Source organism: Streptomyces sp. NPDC048461 (assembly GCF_055587105.1).
Genome location: NZ_JBVJGW010000017.1, coordinates 99,728 through 116,909 on the forward strand (window position 1 = coordinate 99,728; position 17,182 = coordinate 116,909).

General features: G+C 74.4%; 15 protein-coding genes. 5 read left to right on the forward strand and 10 right to left on the reverse strand.

Going from position 1 to position 17,182, the window contains the following annotated elements; all coding sequences use genetic code 11:
- Positions 1-21: 21 nt before the first annotated feature.
- Positions 22-1,161, reverse strand: a complete 1,140-nt coding sequence (locus ACZ6S8_RS26735; protein WP_469459884.1) for a calcium:cation antiporter — start codon at positions 1,159-1,161, stop codon at positions 22-24.
- Between the two features lie 285 nt (positions 1,162-1,446).
- Here ACZ6S8_RS26735 and ACZ6S8_RS26740 point away from each other — a divergent pair, with 285 nt between their 5' ends.
- Entirely contained in the window at positions 1,447-2,172 is a 726-nt protein-coding gene (locus ACZ6S8_RS26740) for a hypothetical protein (RefSeq protein WP_469459886.1), read from the forward strand.
- A gap of 68 nt (positions 2,173-2,240) precedes the next feature.
- Here ACZ6S8_RS26740 and ACZ6S8_RS26745 read toward each other — a convergent pair whose 3' ends face one another.
- Together ACZ6S8_RS26745 and ACZ6S8_RS26750 are read right to left on the reverse strand one after the other, a co-directional pair.
- On the reverse strand, positions 2,241-3,797 hold the full coding sequence (locus ACZ6S8_RS26745) for an acyl-CoA synthetase (protein WP_469459889.1): 1,557 nt from the start codon (positions 3,795-3,797) through the stop codon (positions 2,241-2,243).
- Positions 3,798-3,836: 39 nt separating this feature from the next.
- A complete protein-coding gene (locus ACZ6S8_RS26750; RefSeq protein WP_469459891.1) occupies positions 3,837-4,943 on the reverse strand; it encodes an NAD(P)H-dependent flavin oxidoreductase in 1,107 nt (368 codons plus the stop codon).
- Positions 4,944-5,335: 392 nt separating this feature from the next.
- On the opposite strand from ACZ6S8_RS26750, the gene ACZ6S8_RS26755 reads away from it, so the two are divergent.
- Entirely contained in the window at positions 5,336-7,120 is a 1,785-nt protein-coding gene (locus tag ACZ6S8_RS26755; RefSeq protein ID WP_469459893.1) for a serine hydrolase domain-containing protein, read from the forward strand.
- A 35-nt stretch (positions 7,121-7,155) separates the two neighbouring features.
- Here ACZ6S8_RS26755 and ACZ6S8_RS26760 read toward each other — a convergent pair whose 3' ends face one another.
- A complete protein-coding gene (locus ACZ6S8_RS26760) occupies positions 7,156-7,530 on the reverse strand; it encodes a hypothetical protein (protein ID WP_469459895.1) in 375 nt (124 codons plus the stop codon).
- 259 nt (positions 7,531-7,789) lie between these two features.
- Between ACZ6S8_RS26760 and ACZ6S8_RS26765 the strand changes: the two genes are divergently transcribed.
- The gene (locus tag ACZ6S8_RS26765) at positions 7,790-8,050 is read left to right on the forward strand and encodes a DUF6924 domain-containing protein (RefSeq protein ID WP_469460009.1); all 261 of its coding nucleotides are present in this window, start codon (positions 7,790-7,792) and stop codon (positions 8,048-8,050) included.
- A gap of 46 nt (positions 8,051-8,096) precedes the next feature.
- Here ACZ6S8_RS26765 and ACZ6S8_RS26770 read toward each other — a convergent pair whose 3' ends face one another.
- A complete protein-coding gene (locus ACZ6S8_RS26770) occupies positions 8,097-8,732 on the reverse strand; it encodes a TetR/AcrR family transcriptional regulator (protein ID WP_469459897.1) in 636 nt (211 codons plus the stop codon).
- Between the two features lie 82 nt (positions 8,733-8,814).
- Here ACZ6S8_RS26770 and ACZ6S8_RS26775 point away from each other — a divergent pair, with 82 nt between their 5' ends.
- Positions 8,815-10,032, forward strand: coding sequence for an FAD-dependent monooxygenase (locus ACZ6S8_RS26775; protein ID WP_469459899.1), 1,218 nt, complete (start codon positions 8,815-8,817; stop codon positions 10,030-10,032).
- A gap of 74 nt (positions 10,033-10,106) precedes the next feature.
- Positions 10,107-10,556, forward strand: a complete 450-nt coding sequence (locus ACZ6S8_RS26780; RefSeq protein WP_469459901.1) for a nitroreductase family deazaflavin-dependent oxidoreductase — start codon at positions 10,107-10,109, stop codon at positions 10,554-10,556.
- 93 nt (positions 10,557-10,649) lie between these two features.
- Here ACZ6S8_RS26780 and ACZ6S8_RS26785 read toward each other — a convergent pair whose 3' ends face one another.
- From ACZ6S8_RS26785 to sigK, 5 genes are all read right to left on the reverse strand, one after another.
- Entirely contained in the window at positions 10,650-12,245 is a 1,596-nt protein-coding gene (locus ACZ6S8_RS26785; protein WP_469459903.1) for a phytoene desaturase family protein, read from the reverse strand.
- Positions 12,242-14,449 carry a serine/threonine-protein kinase gene (locus ACZ6S8_RS26790; RefSeq protein WP_469459905.1) on the reverse strand — a complete coding sequence of 736 codons (2,208 nt, stop codon included), beginning with the start codon at positions 14,447-14,449 and terminating at the stop codon, positions 12,242-12,244. Before ACZ6S8_RS26790 ends, ACZ6S8_RS26785 begins: the two co-directional genes overlap by 4 nt.
- Positions 14,431-15,537 carry an oxygenase MpaB family protein gene (locus ACZ6S8_RS26795; protein WP_469459907.1) on the reverse strand — a complete coding sequence of 369 codons (1,107 nt, stop codon included), beginning with the start codon at positions 15,535-15,537 and terminating at the stop codon, positions 14,431-14,433. Before ACZ6S8_RS26795 ends, ACZ6S8_RS26790 begins: the two co-directional genes overlap by 19 nt.
- Positions 15,538-15,690: 153 nt before the next feature.
- Positions 15,691-16,515 carry an anti-sigma factor gene (locus ACZ6S8_RS26800; protein ID WP_469459909.1) on the reverse strand — a complete coding sequence of 275 codons (825 nt, stop codon included), beginning with the start codon at positions 16,513-16,515 and terminating at the stop codon, positions 15,691-15,693.
- Positions 16,515-17,123: an ECF RNA polymerase sigma factor SigK gene (gene sigK, locus ACZ6S8_RS26805; RefSeq protein ID WP_469459911.1), complete on the reverse strand. Its 609-nt coding sequence runs from the start codon at positions 17,121-17,123 to the stop codon at positions 16,515-16,517. The genes ACZ6S8_RS26800 and sigK overlap by 1 nt, the downstream gene beginning before the upstream one ends.
- Positions 17,124-17,182: the final 59 nt, after the last annotated feature.

The window sequence follows — 17,182 nt, forward strand, 5'->3', positions numbered from 1 at the left end:
CGGGCGGCTACGGGCTGACGGCTACGGGCTGACGGCGAGGAACAGGAAGCCCGCGAACAGCACGAGGTGGACGCCGCCCTGGAGCAGGGTGGCGCGGCCCGGGACGATGGTGAGGGCGCTGACCACGACCGTCAGCGCGAGCAGGACCATGTGGATCGGGCCGAGGCCGAGCAGCAGCGGTCCGGACAGCCAGATCGAGGCCAGGGCGATGGCCGGGATCGTCAGGCCGATGCTCGCGATGGCGGAACCGTAGGCGAGGTTGAGGCTGGTCTGCACGCGGTCGCGGCGGGCGGCGCGGACCGCGGCCAGGGTCTCGGGCAGCAGCACGAGCAGCGCGATGATCACACCGACGACGGCGTTGGGCAGGCCGGCGCTCTCCACGCCCCGTTCGATGGTCGGGGAGACGGCCTTGGCGTTGCCGACGACCGCCACCAGGGCGACCAGCAGCAGACCGAGGCTCATCAGCGCGGCCCGGGAGCTGGGCGGCTCGGCGTGCTCGTCCTCCTCCCCGGCGGCGGCCGCGGCGGCGGCCTGCGCCGCCTCCTTGCGGATCCGCTTGGTGTCCACGGGCAGGAAGTAGTCCCGGTGACGGACCGTCTGGACGGCGATGAACAGACCGTAGAGGGCGAGCGAGGCGACGGCGGCGAAGGTCAGCTGGGCGGTGGAGAACTCGGGGCCGGGCTTGCTGGTCGTGAAGGTCGGCAGGACGAGGCTGAGCACGGCGAGCGTCGCGACGGTCGCGAGGGCCGCACCGGACCCCTCGGCGTTGAAGACGGCCACCCGGTTGCGCAGGGCGCCGACCAGCAGGGACAGGCCGACGATGCCGTTGCACGTGATCATGACGGCGGCGAAGACGGTGTCGCGGGCGAGGGAGGAGGTCTTGGGCCCGCCGTCGGCCATCAGGGTGACGATGAGCGCCACTTCGATGACGGTGACGGCCACGGCGAGGACGAGGGAGCCGAAGGGTTCCCCGACCCGCAGGGCGACGACCTCCGCGTGGTGGACGGCCGCCAGCACCGCGCCCGCGAGGCAGAGGCAGACCAGGGCCACCGCGATCGAGGGCAGCTCGCGTCCCCAGCTGAAGACGAGCGCGATCAGCGCCACCACGGGGACCACGACGGTCCAGTCGGTCAAGGGGGATCTGTGCGTTGCCGTACTCATGTCTGCAAAGTTGCCAGAACTGGTCGCCTGGTGCGGCGAAGGGCGCGCTTCCAGGAGGCTGACGTGGGCATTCTCACGAAATTGCCGGGCGCGGCGGCGGGGCGGCCGGCCGTCGCCGCGCGTCCGCGGCCGAGGTGCGCCGCCGGGTTCGGCCGAAGAACGGCTGGCCCCGGACGGCCGGTAGCAGATGGAATGCCGGTGTTGCCGCCGATCGGGCGGTATGCGATGTCGCCTCACCCCCCGGCCCGCCCACCGGCGCCGGGGCCGACGACCAGGAGTTCCGCCTTGCGCAGCACATCCCGCTCACGCACCGCCCTCCTCGCCCTGACCGCCGCACTGGCCACGGCCGTGACCGTCGCCGCACCGGCCGGAGCCGCGCCCGCCGCCGGCCCGGCCGCTCCCGCTCCCGCCGCGTCCGCCTCCGTGGGACCCGTGAACGTCCACCTCACCGGTGTCGGCGGCGGCCCGCAGAACATCGCGGCGGCCGCGGCCTTCGACGCCGTCAACCGGCAGGCCGCCGAGTTCGGCTTCTCGGGTTCGCAGTGCCGGGTGACCGCGGGGCCCGTCTACCAGCAGATCACCGTGGTCTACTGGCAGGCCATGGTGAAGGCCACCTGTAGCGGCGAGCCCGCGGTGGGCGCGCCGACGCGCAGCCTGAACCGGCTGATCGGCCCGAACGGCGAGCACATCAGCACCGTCTGGAACGTCCCGCCCGGCTACACCGTCGAGGGCAGCCTGGGGCAGCTCTACACGACCCCGCGCGAGGGCACGGTTCCGCTGTACCACTGCGTCGTCCGCAAGGACAACTTCCTCTCCGGGGACGTCAACTGCGAGGGCCAGACGTACGTCTCGCGGCTCGGCTGGTTCCACCCGGGGCAGCCCTCGGACGTGGGCACGCTGCCGCTGATGCGCTGCATGGTCGGCAAGCAGCGCGAGTTCTTCGAGTCGAACACAACGAACTGCGAGGGACAGGCGCACGGCGGCCAACTCGGCTGGATCTTCACGGGCTGACCGGGCGCGGTTTCCCGTACGCGCCCGCGCGGGCGTACGTTCCCGTACGCCCGCGCACCGGCCCCGTGTCACATCGCCCGGTCGTGGCCCTCCCAGTACGGTGCGCGCAGACGGCGCTTGTAGAGCTTGCCGTTCGGGTCGCGCGGCATCGTCTCGATGAAGTCGACCGTCTTGGGGCGCTTGTAGCCGGCCAGTTGGCGTTCGCAGTGGTGCAGGATCTCCGCGGCGAGGGCGTCACCGGCCTCGAAGCCCTCGGCGGGCTCGATGACGGCCTTGACCTCCTCGCCCCAGTCGGCGTGGGGGATGCCGAAGGCGGCGGCGTCCGCGACGGCCGGGTGGGTGAGCAGGGCGGACTCGATCTCGGCCGGGTAGATGTTCACCCCGCCCGAGATGATCATGTCGATCTTGCGGTCGCGGAGGAACAGGTAGCCCTCCTCGTCCATCAGTCCGAGGTCGCCGACCGTGAAGAAGTCCCCGATGCGGTTCTTCTTCGTCTTGCCCTCGTCCTTGTGGTAGCTGAATCCGCCGGTGTTCATCTTGATGTAGACGGTGCCCAGTTCGCCCGGCGGGAGGCGGTCGCCGTCGTCGTCGAAGACGGCGAGTTCACTGATGGGCCAGGCCTTGCCGACGGTTCCCGGCTTCTTCAGCCAGTCCTCCGCCGTGGCGAACGCGCCACCGCCCTCGCTCGCCGCGTAGTACTCCTCCACGCACCGGCCCCACCAGTCGATCATGGCCCGCTTGACGTGGTCGGGGCAGGGCGCCGCCCCGTGGATGGCGTGCCGCATCGAGGAGACGTCGTACGCGTCCTTCGTGTCCTGCGGGAGGGCGAGGAGCCGGTGGAACTGCGTCGGGACCATGTGGGTGTGCGTGCAGGCGTGCCGGTCGATCAGGCGCAGCATGTCCTGGGGGGTCCACCGGTCCATCAGGACCAGCGGGTGCCCGATGTGCAGGGCGGCGCCCGCGAACTGCAGGACGGCCGTGTGGTAGAGCGGCGAGCACACCAGGTGGACGTTTCCGTCGAAGGGCCGGATGCCGAAGATGCCGAGGAAGCCGCCGAGGTAGGTCTCCTCCGGGAGCTTGCCGGGCAGCGGCCGGCGGATGCCGCGGGGGCGGCCGGTGGTGCCGGAGGTGTAGTTCATGACCCAGCCGAGGGTGCGCCCCTCCGGGGGCGTCGCGGGCTGCCCGTCGAGGAGTTCGGCGTACGGGCGGAAGCCGTCGACGGCGCCGACGGCGTACCGCCGGGCCGCCGGCAGGGCGGCCTCGTCGGCCGCGGCGGTGGCGGCGTCCGCGAAGCGCTCGTGGGCGATGAGGACCTTGGCGCCGGAGTCGGAGACGATCCAGGCGATCTCGGGGCCGACGAGGTGGTGGTTGACGGGCACGAGGTAGAAGCCGGCCTGGGCGGCGGCGAGGTAGGCGGTGAGGAACTCGACGCCGTTGGGGAGGACGACGGCGAAGACGTCCCCTTCTTCCAGCCCGGCGGCGCGCAGGCCGTGGACGAGGCGGTTGACGTCCGCGTGCAGGCGGCCCGCGGACCACTCCCCGCCCTCGGGGGTCACCAGGACGGTGCGCTCCGGGTCGGCGGCGGCCTGGGCCCAGAAGCCGTTGGGGGGCTGCTTGTCGGTCATGCTGCTGCTCGCTCCTCTGGGTCCGGTACGGCCGCCCGTTCAGGCGCGGCCGGCGATGCGGGTGATGCGGTCGATGGCCTGCTCGAAACCGCCGGTGAGCTCGTCGAAGACGGACTGGACGCTGCGCTCGCTGTTCATCCGCCCGACGATCTGGCCGACGGGGGTGCCCAGCAGCGGCTGGACCTCGTACTTCTGGATGCGCGAGACGGCCTCGGCGACGAGCAGGCCCTGGAGCGGCATGGGCAGGGCGCCCGGCCCGTCGGGGTCGTCCCAGGCGTCGGTCCACTCGGTGCGCAGCTGGCGGGCGGGCTTGCCGGTCAGGGCGCGGGAGCGGACGGTGTCGCCGGAGCCGGCGGCGAGGAGCTTCTCGGTGAGGGCCCGCGAGTGGAGGTCGGCCTCGGTGGTGGTGAGCCAGAGCGAGCCGAGCCAGGCGCCCTGGGCGCCGAGGGCGAGTCCGGCGGCGATCTGCCCGCCGCTGCCGATGCCGCCGGCGGCGAGGACCGGGAGGGGGGCGACGGCTTCGACGATCTCGGGGACCAGGACCATCGTGGCGATGTCTCCGGTGTGCCCGCCGGCCTCGTAGCCCTGGGCGACGACGACGTCGATGCCCGCCTCGGCGTGGCGGCGGGCGTGTTTGGCACTGCCGGCGAGGGCGGCGACGAGGACACCGTGGTCGTGGGCGCGGGCGATGACGTCGGCGGGCGGGGAACCGAGGGCGTTCGCCAGCAGCTTGATGGGGTAGTCGAAGGCGACGTCGAGCTGGTTGCGGGCGACCTGTTCCATCCAGCCGGTGATCCGCCAGCCGGAGGCCTCGCCCTCGGCGAGCTCGGGCACGTGGTGCTTGGCGAGGGTGTCGCGGACGAACTGACGGTGCCCGGCCGGGATCATCGCCTCGATGTCGGCCTCGCTGATGCCGTCGACGGCCTTCTTGGCGGGCATCACGACGTCGAGGCCGTAGGGCTTGCCGTCGGTGTGCTCCTGCATCCAGTCGAGGTCGCGCTTGAGGTCGTCGGGCGCGGTGTAGCGCACCGCGCCGAGCACGCCGAAGCCGCCCGCACGGGTGATGGCGGCGGCGACCGCCGGGAAGGGAGTGAAGCCGAAGATCGCGTGCTCGACTCCCAGTTTCTTGCTCAGCTCCGTCTCCATGGGCGGCAGGATGCCGCAGCCCGGCATCCGAGGGAAGAGCTTTTCTGATGCAGTGTCAGATTCTTTGCGGGCCGGTCGGTGCGGAGGTTGGGCGGCGGGCGGGCAGATACCCACTAGCGTGCGGCGCAGCCACGAACAGGAGGCCGGACATGGGCGGTACGGGGGACGAGACGACGGACCGGCCGATCCGGCCGGCGGCCGGGGCGGCCGGGGCATCGGGGGCTGTGCGGGCGGTGGGGGCTGCCGGTGACACAGGAGCGGGCCCCGGCGCGCCCCAAGGCACGGGCACTCCCGAAGGCACGGGCACGGCCGAGGGCATGGGCACGGCCGAGGGCGCGGGGGCCGGCCACGACACTCCGGGGCGGGCCGAAAGGGGTGGTGGCGGGGGTGGGATGAGCCGGCGACGGCTCGGGGCCCGGCTCCTCGCGCTCGGCGGAGTACTCGTCCTGCACGCGGCCCTCCCCGGGGCCACCGGGGCCGCCGGGGCCGCCGGCAGCCCCGGCGAGCGGCGCGCGCTGCAGGGACTGCGGCTGCGCTACGGCTCCGCGCGTCAGGCCGGACTGCTGGAGAAGCACCTCGAAGGGGTGGCGGACGAGGCACGCCGGTTCCTGGGCCCCTCCCCCGAACACCCCTACTACGCGGGCGCCGTGGTCCTCGCCGGCCGCGGCCGCACCATCGCCCTGCACCGTGCGATGGGCGACGCCGTCCGGTACTCCGACTACGACGGGCGGACCGACCGGGTCCGGGAGTTCCCGGCCGCCGAGCGGATCGCCATGACCGAGGACACCGTCTTCGACCTGGCCTCGCTCACGAAACTGTTCACCTCCGTCCTGGCCGTCCAGCAGATGGAGCGGGGCCGGCTGGAACTGGAGGCACCCGTACGGCGCTACCTGCCGGAGTTCACCGGCGGCGGCAAGGAGATCATCACCGTCCGCCAACTCCTCACGCACACCTCGGGGCTGCGTTCGTGGGCGCCCTTCTACCAGGAGTCCACACGCGAGGGTCAATTGAGACTGCTGTGGTCCGTGCGGCCGCAGGAGACTCCCGGGACCGTGTACCGGTACTCCGACCTGAACCTGATCACGCTCCAGCTGCTCCTGGAACGGATCACCGCTCGCACCTTGGACGTCCTGCTCCGCGACGAGATCACTGCTCCGCTCGGGATGCACCGCACTCGTTACAACCCACCGCTCTCCTGGCGGCGGGTGACCGCCGCCACCGAGGTCCAACGCCCGCCCTGGTCCGGCCTGGACCGCGGGCTGGTGTGGGGCGAGGTCCACGACGAGAATGCGTACGCCCTCGGCGGCGTCGCGGGCCACGCCGGCGTCTTCGGCACCGCCTGGGACCTGGCCGTCCTCGCCCGCACCCTGCTCGACGGAGGCGCGTACGCCGGCCGGCGCATCCTGCGTCCCGCCTCCGTCGAGCTGCTCTTCACCGACTACAACACGGCCTTCCCCGGCGACGACCACGGCCTGGGCTTCGAGCTCTACCAGCACTGGTACATGGGCGCGATGGCCACCCCGCACTCCGCCGGCCACACCGGCTTCACCGGCACCTCCCTCGTCCTCGACCCCTCCACCGACTCCTTCCTGATCCTCCTCGGCAACTCCGTCCACCCCGTACGCACCTGGCGGGCCGGCAGCGCGCCGCGCGTAGCCGTCGGCAACCGCTTCGCCCGCGCCGTCCCGGTCCGTACGCGACACGGCGGCGCGGCCTGGTTCTCCGGCACCGCCCCCGGCGGCTCGGGCACCCTCACCCTGCCGCCGCTCACCCCGGCCACGGACGCCGCCCGGCTGCGGTGCGCCGTGTGGTGGGACACCGTGCCCGGCGAGGGTGCGCTGCACCTGGAGGCCTCGCCCGACGGACAGGCCTGGCAGGCACTGCCGTTCAGCACCGTCCGCTCCACCGGAGGAGGTCCCGAACAGTGGCCGCGCGGCTCGGTGAGCGGCTGGTCCGGGCGCGTCTGGCACCGCCTGGAGGCCCCCCTCGCGGCGGAATGGGCGGGCCGGGAGGTACACCTCCGCTTCCGCCACACGTCCACCGGCCGGTACGTCGGGCGGGGGATCTACGTGGACGTCCTCCGCGTGGCGGAACCGTCCCGCCTCCTCTTCACGGAAGACCGCCCGGCGGACGCCGCCCGCCTCCGGGCCACGGGCTGGACCCGCTCGCCGGACTGAGGGGCGGCCGGCCGCTCGCGTGGGGACGGGGGCCCCTACCCGAGGACGGCGATCTCCTCGTCGACGGCGCCGGCCTCCTCCGCCCGTCCCATCAGGACCAACTGCTCCTTGTAGGCGGCCAGCGCGGCCACGAGGAGCGCCACCCGCCCGGGCTCCAACCCGTACATGCGCCGGGCAGCCGCGACGGACTCGGCCCGGAGGGCCAGCGCCGTCTCCGGCAGGTGCGCGAAGTCCTGACGGCTGTAGTCGTACAAGGCGACGGCCAGCAGGGGCAGATACGCCAGCGGGCTCACCTGGGCGAGCACCCGATAGGCGGCCACCTGCTGCCGCACCGGCAGCGCCTGCGATCCGAGGAGGGCCACCCGGGCCCGCAGCACCGCGTCGTGATTGATGTTCGCCATGGGATTCATGACGTTGATTCTGAGAGCCGCACGGGTACCCGAACAAGGCCGAACAGCTGTGCCCTTGGTCCTACGAAAACGGCCTCTGACCTGTCATGATGGAGTCACCTTCACCCCTGCGCCGGCCTCGGGACCCCCCTCCGGCCCCGCCGACGACAGCTCCGGACGGCCTCGCCCGCCGGCGCCCACACCCCCGACCGGAGACGCATCGCGGCTCCGCCTACGATGATCGTGGGGGCAACGCCCCGGACGGCGGAGCGGTAGCCACATAGCCGGACGTGGCGAGTTCGCCGACCACGTCACGATGCGGTCCGGGCACCGCGCGTTGCTCGCCGTCGGTGCCGAGGACGAGGATCTCGATCCCGCCTACTACCAGGACCTCGTCGACTCCGCGTCCCCCCGCGCGTTCCAGACCGTTCCAGCCGGTGTCCACTGCGCGCACACGAACCTCTCGCTCGCGAACCTGGACTTCGAGGTCTACGCCGAGGTGGCGATCACGGATCCCGAGGGCGTCTTCCGCTCCTTCTGAGGCCCGCGTCCGAGGCGTGCTGATGAACCCACTCAGCGGTCACGGGTCAGACGGTGGGCCGGGCGCCGCTGCTCAGCGCCGCGTTCAGCATGCGGCGGGTGGTGCGGGTGAGTTCGGCGGGGTCCGGGGCCGGGCGGGAGTGGGACGGGGCTCCGGCCAGGCGGTCGTAGAGGATGCCGTCCGTCCAGGCCGCCAGCAGCTCGGCGGCCTCCTCGGGGTGTTCCGCCCCGAGGGCGGCAAGGACGGTCGCGGCGCGGGCGCGCGCCGCCCGGCCCGCCCGCTGGAGCTCGGGGGCAAGGTCGGGGTTCCGGGCGGCCTCCAGGCTGAGTTCGAAGCGGGCCAGGTGGCGCTCGCGGCCCACCGTGAGCCAGCGGTACAGCAGTCCCGCGAACTGCTCCACGGCGGCCTCCAGGTCCGGCGGCGCCGGTGTTCCGGACCCCGCGAGGGGCGCATCCGCACCGGCGCCCGGCTCCGCGAAGTCGAGCTCCACCAGACGGTGGTAACAGGCGCCGATCAGCGCCGTCCTCGTACGGAAGTAGTACGAGGTGCTGCCTGCCGGGAGTCCCACCGCGCCGTCGACGGCGCGGTGGGTGAGGCCACGGAGGCCGGCGGCGGACACGAGGCCGATCGCGGCGTCCGCAATCAGCGTCCGGCGGTCGGGGGCACGGGAGGAACGGGGCATGCCGCCACTCTACAGGTGTAGAGTGCGCAGGCGTACGGCCTCTACAAACGTAGAGGCCGGCGGCGGCGGGCAGGAGCGTGTCATGGCAGAGGGACGGCGTCATGCGGTCGTGGCGGGTGCCGGGATCGGCGGGCTCACCGCCGCGCTCGCCCTCCACCGCACCGGCTGGCGGGTCACCGTCTGCGAGCGGGCCCCCGGCCCCACCGCCGTGGGCGCCGGGATCGTGCTCGCCCCCAATGCCCTGCGCGCCTTCGACGTCATCGGTTTCGACGCCACCCGCGCCGCGGGCAGGGCCGTCCCGGCCGCCATGGGACTGCGGCGCCCGGACGGCCGCTGGCTGAGCCGCGCCGACACCGCCTCGATGGCGGCCCGGTACGGCCGGCCGCCGCTCGCCGTGCACCGGGCCGCGCTCACCGACGCGCTGGCGGCCGCACTGCCCGACGGCACCGTCCGGTACGCGACCGCAGTCACCGGCGTCGACCGCGCGGACGGCAGTCCGGTGGTCCGGACGACCGCCGGCGAACTCGCCGCCGACCTGGCCGTCGCCGCCGACGGCATCCACAGCCCGCTGCGCCGCCGGTACTTCCCGGACCACCCCGGCCTGCACTACAGCGGCGAGACCGCGTGGCGCACGGTCCTGCCCGCGTACGGCGCCGCCGACGCGGACGCCGCCGAGACCTGGGGGCGCGGCGAGCGCTTCGGCATCGTCCCCCTCACCGACGGGCGCACCTACGTGTTCGCCACCGCCGTCACCCCGGCCACAACAGCCACCCCCGCCACCGGCTCCGGGGACCGGCAGCCGCCGCCGGACGCGCGCGCCGAGCTCCTGCGCCGGTTCGGCGCCTGGCACGACCCCATCCCCGCGCTCCTGGAGCGGATCGACCCCGACGCCGTGCTCCGGCACGACCTCTACGACCTGGCCGCGCCGCTCCCCCGCTACCACCGGGGCCGCCTCGCCTGGCTCGGCGACGCCGCCCACGCCATGACCCCCAACCTCGGCCAGGGCGGCTGCCAGGCCGTCGAGGACGCCGTGGTCCTCGCGCACCTGCTGAGCGGAGCCGGCGCGTCCGGCGTCCCCGCCGCCCTGGCCGCCTACAGCGCGGCCCGCTGCGCGCGCACCGACGCCGTCCGCGTCCGGTCCCGCCGGGCCGGCCGGGTCGCCGCCGTCGCGCACCCCCTCGCGGCGGCCGTGCGCGACCTCGCCGTGCGGGCCGTCCCGGCCCGGGCCTCGCGCCGGGCGATGGACGACCTCTTCGACGGATTCACCCTTCCGGCCGTGACCGCCCCGACCGGGGCATAGACGCCGTGCCCGCGGGCGTTCCTACTCGTTGGTGAAGTTCGTTGACCGTTCAACACGAAGGCAGGGCGAGCCGTATGACGACCGACATCGACTGGGACCACCCGACCGACCCCAAGCCGGGCAGCTGGCAGCTCGACCACGTGAAGCTGTACGTGGGTTCGAACGGGGCGGACGGACACCACTGGAACGGCACACAGACCCTCCTGCTCACCACCATCGGCCGGGTCTCCGGCAAGCCGGTGCGGACCCCGCTCATCTACGGCGAGGACGACGGCCGCTACCTGGTCGTCGCGTCCAAGGGCGGCGACCCGGCGGACCCCCTCTGGTACCGGAACCTCACCGAGCACCCCGAGGTCCGCGTCCAGGTCGGCCCGAAGGTCCTCCAGGGCAGGGCCCGCACCGCGACGCCGGCGGAGCGGGAGGCGTACTGGCCGCTCATGGTCGGGCACTGGCCCGCGTACGACGAGTACCAGGCCAAGACCGACCGCGAGATCCCCGTGGTCGTCATCGAACCGACCGACTGAGCGAGCCGCGGCACCCACCGGCACCCAGCGGTGGCGGCCCCCGGACCCCGTCCGGCGGTCCCGCCACCGCCGGGTGCCCCCCCGCCCCCCGCCTCAGCGTTCCAGCAGCGCCATCGCCGCGTTGTGTCCGGGGACCCCGCTGACGCCGCCGCCGCGCACCGCCCCCGCGCCGCACAGCAGGACGTTGTGGTGGGCGGTCTCCACGCCCCACCGGCCGGCGCCCTCCGCGCCGGACGCGTACGGCCAGGAGAGGTCGCGGTGGAAGATGTGGCCGCCCGGCAGTCGTAGTTCGCGCTCCAGGTCCAGCGGGGTCTTCGCCTCGATGCAGGGCCGGCCGTCCGCGTCGAAGGCGAGGCAGTCGGTGATCGGTTCGTCGAGGTGGCTGTCCAACTGCGCGAGCGTCGCGGTCAGCAGCACCTCGCGGGCCTGCTGGTTGTCCTTCCGGAACAGCCGCGCCGGCGCGTGCAGTCCGAAGAGGGTGAGCGTCTGGTACCCCTGCTCCACGAGCTCCGGGCCGAGGATCGTCGGGTCGGTCAGCGAATGGCAGTAGATCTCCGAGGGCGGTACGGACGGGAGTTCGCCGGCGGCGGCCTCCGCGTACGCCCGGCCCAGCTCCGTGTACCCCTCGGCGATGTGGAACGTGCCGCCGAAGGCCTCGCGCGGATCGACGGCGGTGTCCCGCAGCCGGGGCAGCCGCCGCAGCAGCATGTTGACCTTGAGCTGCGCCCCCTCGGGGGCCCGCGCCGACGTCCGGTCCTCGCCGAGGAGTTCGGCGAGCGCCTGCGGCGAGGCGTTGACCAGGACGGTGCCTGCGACGACCCGGCCCTCCCCCGTCGCCGTACGGAACACCACCTCGGCCGGCCCGGTTCCGTCCGTGTCGATCCGCAGGACCTCGTGTCCGGTGGCGATCTCGGCCCCGGCCGCGCGCGCCGATCCCGCGAGGGCCTCCGTCAGGGCGCCCATGCCGCCCACGGGGACGTCCCAGTCCCCCGTCCCGCCGCCGATCACGTGGTAGAGAAAGCAGCGGTTCTGGGCGAGCGAGGGGTCGTGGGCGTCCGCGAACGTGCCGATCAGCCCGTCCGTGAGGACGACGCCACGGACCAGGTCGTCGTCGAAGTGCCGCTCCACCGCCTGCCCCAGCGGCTCCTCGAAGAGCATGCGCCAGGCCGCTTCGTCGTCGACGCGCGAGCGCAGCTCCTCGCGGGAGGGCAGCGGCTCGGTCAGGGTCGGGAACACCTTGCCGGCGACCCGCCCGGTGGTCTCGTAGAAGGCGCGCCAGCTGTCGTACTCGCGGTCCGAGCCGGTCAGCCGCGCGAAGGACTCCCGGGTACGGGTGTCGCCGCCGCCGACGAGGAGACCGCCGGGCCGGCCGCCGCGCGCGGTCGGCGTGTACGAGGAGACCGTGCGACGGCGGACCGAGAACCTCAGGTCCAGGTCGCGCACGAGCTTCGGCGGGAGGAGGGAGACGAGGTAGGAGTAGCGCGACAGCCGGGCGTCCATGCCGGTGAAGGGGCGGCTGGAGACCGCGGCGCCGCCCGTGTGCCCGAGCCGCTCCAGGACCAGCACCGAGCGGCCCGCCCGGGCCAGGTAGGCGGCGGCCACCAGGCCGTTGTGCCCGCCCCCCACGATCACCGCATCGTAGACGGCTTTGTCGAACACGGTCCGGCCGGAGCTCCGCGAGGTCGTCATGGCTCTTGGTAGCACACCTGCCCGAGCCGCTCCAGACAGTACGCCTCGTCGGCGTGGGCCAGCGCCGTGTCGGGATGCTCGTCGCCCAGCGACCGTTCGCGGATGCCCGCGAGGTCCCGGTAGACGGGCAGCGCCTCGTCCCAGCGGCCCAGCCGGCCGAGGCCCGCGGCGAGTTCGCGGCGGCTGACCAGGGTGTCCGGGTGCTCGGCGCCCAGCGCCCGGGCCCGCGCGTCGCCGACCTCCCGGGCCTCGGCGACCGCTTCCTCCCAGCGGTCGAGGCGGCCCAGGTTGACGCCGAGGACGTGCCGGGCGCGCAGCGTCTCCGGGTCGGCGGCGCCGTAGGCGCGGGTGCGGTCGCGGACCAGCGCCCGGAACAGATCGAGGGCGCCGGCGGGGTTCCCGGTGCGGCCGAGCGCGATGCCGGCCTCGTAACGCGCGGCCAGGGTGTCCGGGTGGTCGCGGCCGAGCACCCGCTCCCGTGCGGCGGCGACCTCGCGGAAGACGCCGAGGGCCTCCTGCCAACGCTCCAGGCGGCCGAGCGCGTACGCCACCTCGTAGCGGGTCAGCAGGGTGTCCGCGTGCTCGGCGCCCAGGACCTCCGCCCGGGCGGCGGCCGTCTCCGCGGCGGCCGCGTGCGCCTCCGGGAACCGCCCCAGGGCCCCCAGGGCACAGGCCAGGTTGTGGCGGCAGCGCAGGGTGTCGGGGTGGAGGGGCCCGGTGGTCCGCTCGCGGGCGACGAGCACCGCGCGGTAGATCCCGTACGCCTCCGCGTGCCGGCCGAGCCGGCCGAGTTCGTACGCGGTCTCCTGGCGGGCGGCGAGCGTGTCGGGGTGGTCCGGCCCGAGCACGCGCGCCCGCCCGTCGGCCACGGCCTGGTAGACGGCGAGGGCCGCCTCGGGGCGGCCGGACCGGCTGAGGGCGAAGGCGCGGGTGTGCCCGGCGGCGAGGGCGTCGACGCCGGTCTCGCGCGGGCCGGGGAGCCGCTGCACTCCGTACTCCGCGGTCAGGCGCGGGTCCTCTGCGGGCTCGGGGCGGACGATCCGGCGCAGTCCGCCCTGCCCGGGGGCCGGGGGAAAGGCCGGGTTGCGGACCGGTTCGGCGTGCGGGGCGCCGCCCCCGGACAAGGACGCGGACAAGGACGCGGACGGGGACGCGGACGGGGACGCACCGGCGGGGCGGTGGCCCCCGGTGGCGCCGGCCGCGGCGCGGGCGGCCGTCCACGAACCGGTGACCACGGCCCACTCGCCGCTCGCGGGCCGGGCCTCGATCCCGGCCTTGCGGCCCGCGGTCATGCTGCGCGCCCACCCCGGGAGCGGGGCCTGGGCTCCGGGCGGACCACCGGGGCCGATGCGGGCCTCGACGAGCCGGTGGTGCAGGAGGCGGGCGTCACCCGGCCGGTCCTCGGGGCACTTGGCGAGCAGGTCCAGGACCACCTGCTCGAAGTAGCCGGGCAGTTCCGGACGGTGTTCGCGCGGCGGCACGGGCGCGTTGTCCCGGTGGCCGACCAGGACCGACCAGGAGTCGCCGAGGTCGAAGGGCGGGGCGCCGGTGGCGATCTCGTACAGGACGCAGCCGAGGGAGTACAGGTCGCTGCGGTGGTCGACCTCGCCGCCCGCGATCTGTTCCGGCGACATGTAGTGCGGGGTGCCCATCGCCATGCCGCCGCCGGTGAGCTTGGCGGTGAAGCCGATGTCGTGGGCGAGCCGGGCGATGCCGAAGTCGCAGATCTTCACCGTACCGTCGGTCAACCGCATGATGTTGGCCGGCTTCAGGTCGCGGTGGACCACGCCCTGGTCGTGGGTGTAGCCCAGGGCGGCGGCCATCTGCTCGGCGATGTCGACGACCACGTCCACGGGCAGCGGGCGCGCCTCGTTGTCCTCCAGCAGCTGGCTGAGGTTGCGTCCTTCGAGGAGTTCCATGACGAGGTACAGGCAGCCCCCGGCGGCGCTGTCGTCGCCGAAGTCGTGCACGACGGTGACGCCCCGGTGCTGGAGCGCCGCCGCGACCCGCGCCTCGCGGCGGAACCGCTCGCGCAGCACCTGCGTGAAGTGCGCGTCCTGCTCGGCGCCGATCGGCTTGAGGCACTTCACCGCGACGTGCCGCCCCAGCGACTCGTCGCGGGCGCGCCACACCTCGCCCATGCCTCCGCGCCCGATCAGATCGAGCGACCGGTACCGGCCCTGGATCAGTCTGGACTCCGCCATGTCTTGAAGCCGCCCCCGTCGTCGTGCCACGCCCTCCCCGGCCCGTCCAGTATGGCCGCTGATGTACGCAGTGTGTACGGCGAGGGGCGGCTCCCGGGGCCCATGCGGCGCATCGCTTTCAAGATGTGACCTGGTGGCAGCTGCCAGCGCAGACCTGCGGGAATGCTGCGCAAGGTGAGGCCGGTGAGGCGCAGGCGCCGGGTGGTGCTGAGTGGGGCGGGTGCGGGACGCCCGTACAGCCGGTGCGCCCAGCCGGGGAGCGTCGCGTACGCGAGTCCGGCCAGCGGACCCCACAGCAGGTTTCGGCCAGGTACGAGGAGGGGGTGGATCGGCGGGCTGCGCAGGAAGGCGTCCACGGCGCGGGCGTCGGCGCCCGCGGCGAGCTCGGGGCGCACCGTCTCGAAGTACGCGGCGAGCTGGGCGGTGTCGGCGGGGACGCCGTCCGGGTCGAGGCCGACGAGACGGGCGCCGGCCCGGTTCTCGTCGACGTAGCGGTCGGCCTGGGCGGGGGTGAGGGGGACGCCCGAGCGGCGCAGGACGTGCAGGAAGCTGTCGATCTGGGCGCAGTGGATCCAGAGCAGCAGCTTCGGGTCGTCCACGGGGAAGCGTTCGCCCGTGTCCGGGTCGGTGGCGGAGAGCATGCGGTGGATCTTGCGGACGCGGGCGCCGGCGCGTTCGGCCGCCTCGGTGGTGCCGTAGGTGGTGGTGCCGACGAAGTCGGCGGTCCGCAGGAGGCGCCCCCAGGCGTCGCCGCGGTCCCGCGTGTCGCCCCGGCTCCGCGGGCCCTTCCCGTGGGCCGCGTCCCCCGGGCTCCGCCGCGGTCCGAACGCGGTGCTGTTCTCCACGACCCCGCGGACGGCCCGCGGGTGCAGGGCCTGGAGGTACAGGGCGCGGACCCCGGCGATCCACATCACCGGGTCGCCGTGGCACTGCCAGGTGACGGACCGCGGGCCGAACAGCCCGGGGTCGGCGCCGCCGGCGTGCTCGGCGGACGGAACTCCGCCCGGCCCGGCCGTCCCGCCCGTCCCGGCCCTCGGAACCGTCCCGCGCCTCCCGTCCGTCCCGCGCCTCCCGTCCGTCCCGCCCATCCGCTGTCCTCCCGGCTCGGCTCGGCTCGGTTCGCCCGGCAGTGGCACTGTCGCCGCTGACCGGCCCCGGCGGACACCGCCGCCGGCGCCCTCCGGTCCTACCCGGCGCCGCCCCGGCCTACCCGCCCGCCCGGCGGCCCGTGAGCACAGGGGTCAGGCCGGAATGTCGATGAGGCCGATGGGCGAACCGGTGGGCTGGGCGGAGCCGCCCGCGGGCTCGACCGTGATGCCGAGGGCGGTGGCCTGTTCGACGGGCCCGTCCAGCAGTTTGATGTGCCACTTGCCGCGGCCGCTCAGGGTTCCCGCCGAGCGGGGCGTGCCCGCGTCGTCGTACCAGAGCTCGTACACCTGGTCCGAGGTCAGCCTGGGGAGCCCGGACGCCATGAACGCGGCCCGGCTCTCGGCCCGGGAGACGATCACGCACCCGGTGGCGCCGTCGCCGAAGTCGGCCGTGCTGATCCTGGCGTCGGGGGCGGCCAGCACCTCGGCGAGCTGCGCCGCCGGTCCGGCCCGGCGCAGTTCCGTACGGGCCTCCGCGGCCTCCTGGTGCTGCCACACGGCGATCCCGCCGAAGGCGGCCGCGGCGGCCAGGCACGCGGCGAGGGCCCAGCGCAGCGGCGCGCTCGACCTGCCGCGCCCGCCGCGCCCGCCCGACGGAGCGCCGGCGGTCCGATCGGGAGCCGCCCGCCCCCCGAACAGGGGACGCGCTCCGCCGGCCGGACCGGCGCGGTGGGCGGGACGGCCGGGCTCCTGGGCCGTGACGGCGATCCGGTCCAGTACGCGCTCGCGCAGGCCCGGCGGCGGCGCGATCCCCTCGGTGGCGCAGAGGCGGACCAGGACGGGCATCAGGGCGACGAGCTCCCGCCGGCAGCTGTCGCAGCCCGCCAGGTGGTTCGCGAACGCGCTCTCCTCGTCCGGCGGCAGTGCGTGCAGCAGGTAGGCCCCGAGGGCGGCGTGCGGCTCCGACGCGATGCTCATCAGGACGCCTCCAAGCACGCGCGCAGCCGTTGCAGTCCGTCGCGGAGCCTGGACTTGACCGTGCCCTCCGGCGACTCCAGGGAGCGCGCCACCTCCCGGTAGGTCATGCCCTGGTAGAACGCCAGCAGGACCGCCTCCCGCTGGACCTCGGTCAGCGCCGACAGGCACCGCCTCACCTGGGCGTGCTCGTCGCGTTCCTCGACCTCCGCGGCCACTTCGTCGAAGGGGGTCGTCCGGTCCAGCAGGGCGGCCTTCTCCTCGCGCTCGCCCCGGGCCCGCACGGAGCGGACGCGGTCCACGGCGCGCCGGTGGGCCAGCACCAGGACCCATGCCCTGGCGCTGCCCAGCTCGGGGCGGAAGCGCCCCGCCGTACGCCATACCTCGACCATCACGTCCTGGGTCACCTCCGCCGCCTGATCGGCATCCCGCAGAATGCGGCAGACCAGCCCCATCACGGGGACGGTCAGCGCGTCGTAGACCTGGGCGAACGCGTCGCGGTCGCCTTCGGCGGCCCGCAGGAGCTGGGCGTCGAGCCCCTCGGTCTCCCCGGTTCGGTGGCCCTCGGGTTCACCGGGCGGTTCCGCGCCTTCGCTTGCCGTGTCCACCATCCGACATCCAGTGGTCGTCCGAGTGCAGCACCGGAATTCCGATCCCATCACCATTCGGG

What these genes read in the sequence shown, in the direction of transcription:
- ACZ6S8_RS26750 (WP_469459891.1), bottom strand. Translation starts at nt 4,943, where the DNA reads ATGGAGACGGAGCTGAGCAAGAAACTGGGAGTCGAGCACGCGATCTTC.
- ACZ6S8_RS26755 (WP_469459893.1), top strand. Translation starts at nt 5,336, where the DNA reads ATGAGCCGGCGACGGCTCGGGGCCCGGCTCCTCGCGCTCGGCGGAGTA.
- ACZ6S8_RS26735 (WP_469459884.1), bottom strand. Translation starts at nt 1,161, where the DNA reads ATGAGTACGGCAACGCACAGATCCCCCTTGACCGACTGGACCGTCGTG.
- ACZ6S8_RS26775 (WP_469459899.1), top strand. Translation starts at nt 8,815, where the DNA reads ATGGCAGAGGGACGGCGTCATGCGGTCGTGGCGGGTGCCGGGATCGGC.
- ACZ6S8_RS26790 (WP_469459905.1), bottom strand. Translation starts at nt 14,449, where the DNA reads ATGGCGGAGTCCAGACTGATCCAGGGCCGGTACCGGTCGCTCGATCTG.
- ACZ6S8_RS26760 (WP_469459895.1), bottom strand. Translation starts at nt 7,530, where the DNA reads ATGAATCCCATGGCGAACATCAATCACGACGCGGTGCTGCGGGCCCGG.
- ACZ6S8_RS26785 (WP_469459903.1), bottom strand. Translation starts at nt 12,245, where the DNA reads ATGACGACCTCGCGGAGCTCCGGCCGGACCGTGTTCGACAAAGCCGTC.
- ACZ6S8_RS26770 (WP_469459897.1), bottom strand. Translation starts at nt 8,732, where the DNA reads ATGCCCCGTTCCTCCCGTGCCCCCGACCGCCGGACGCTGATTGCGGAC.
- sigK (WP_469459911.1), bottom strand. Translation starts at nt 17,123, where the DNA reads ATGGTGGACACGGCAAGCGAAGGCGCGGAACCGCCCGGTGAACCCGAG.
- ACZ6S8_RS26800 (WP_469459909.1), bottom strand. Translation starts at nt 16,515, where the DNA reads ATGAGCATCGCGTCGGAGCCGCACGCCGCCCTCGGGGCCTACCTGCTG.
- ACZ6S8_RS26795 (WP_469459907.1), bottom strand. Translation starts at nt 15,537, where the DNA reads ATGGGCGGGACGGACGGGAGGCGCGGGACGGACGGGAGGCGCGGGACG.
- ACZ6S8_RS26745 (WP_469459889.1), bottom strand. Translation starts at nt 3,797, where the DNA reads ATGACCGACAAGCAGCCCCCCAACGGCTTCTGGGCCCAGGCCGCCGCC.
- ACZ6S8_RS26780 (WP_469459901.1), top strand. Translation starts at nt 10,107, where the DNA reads ATGACGACCGACATCGACTGGGACCACCCGACCGACCCCAAGCCGGGC.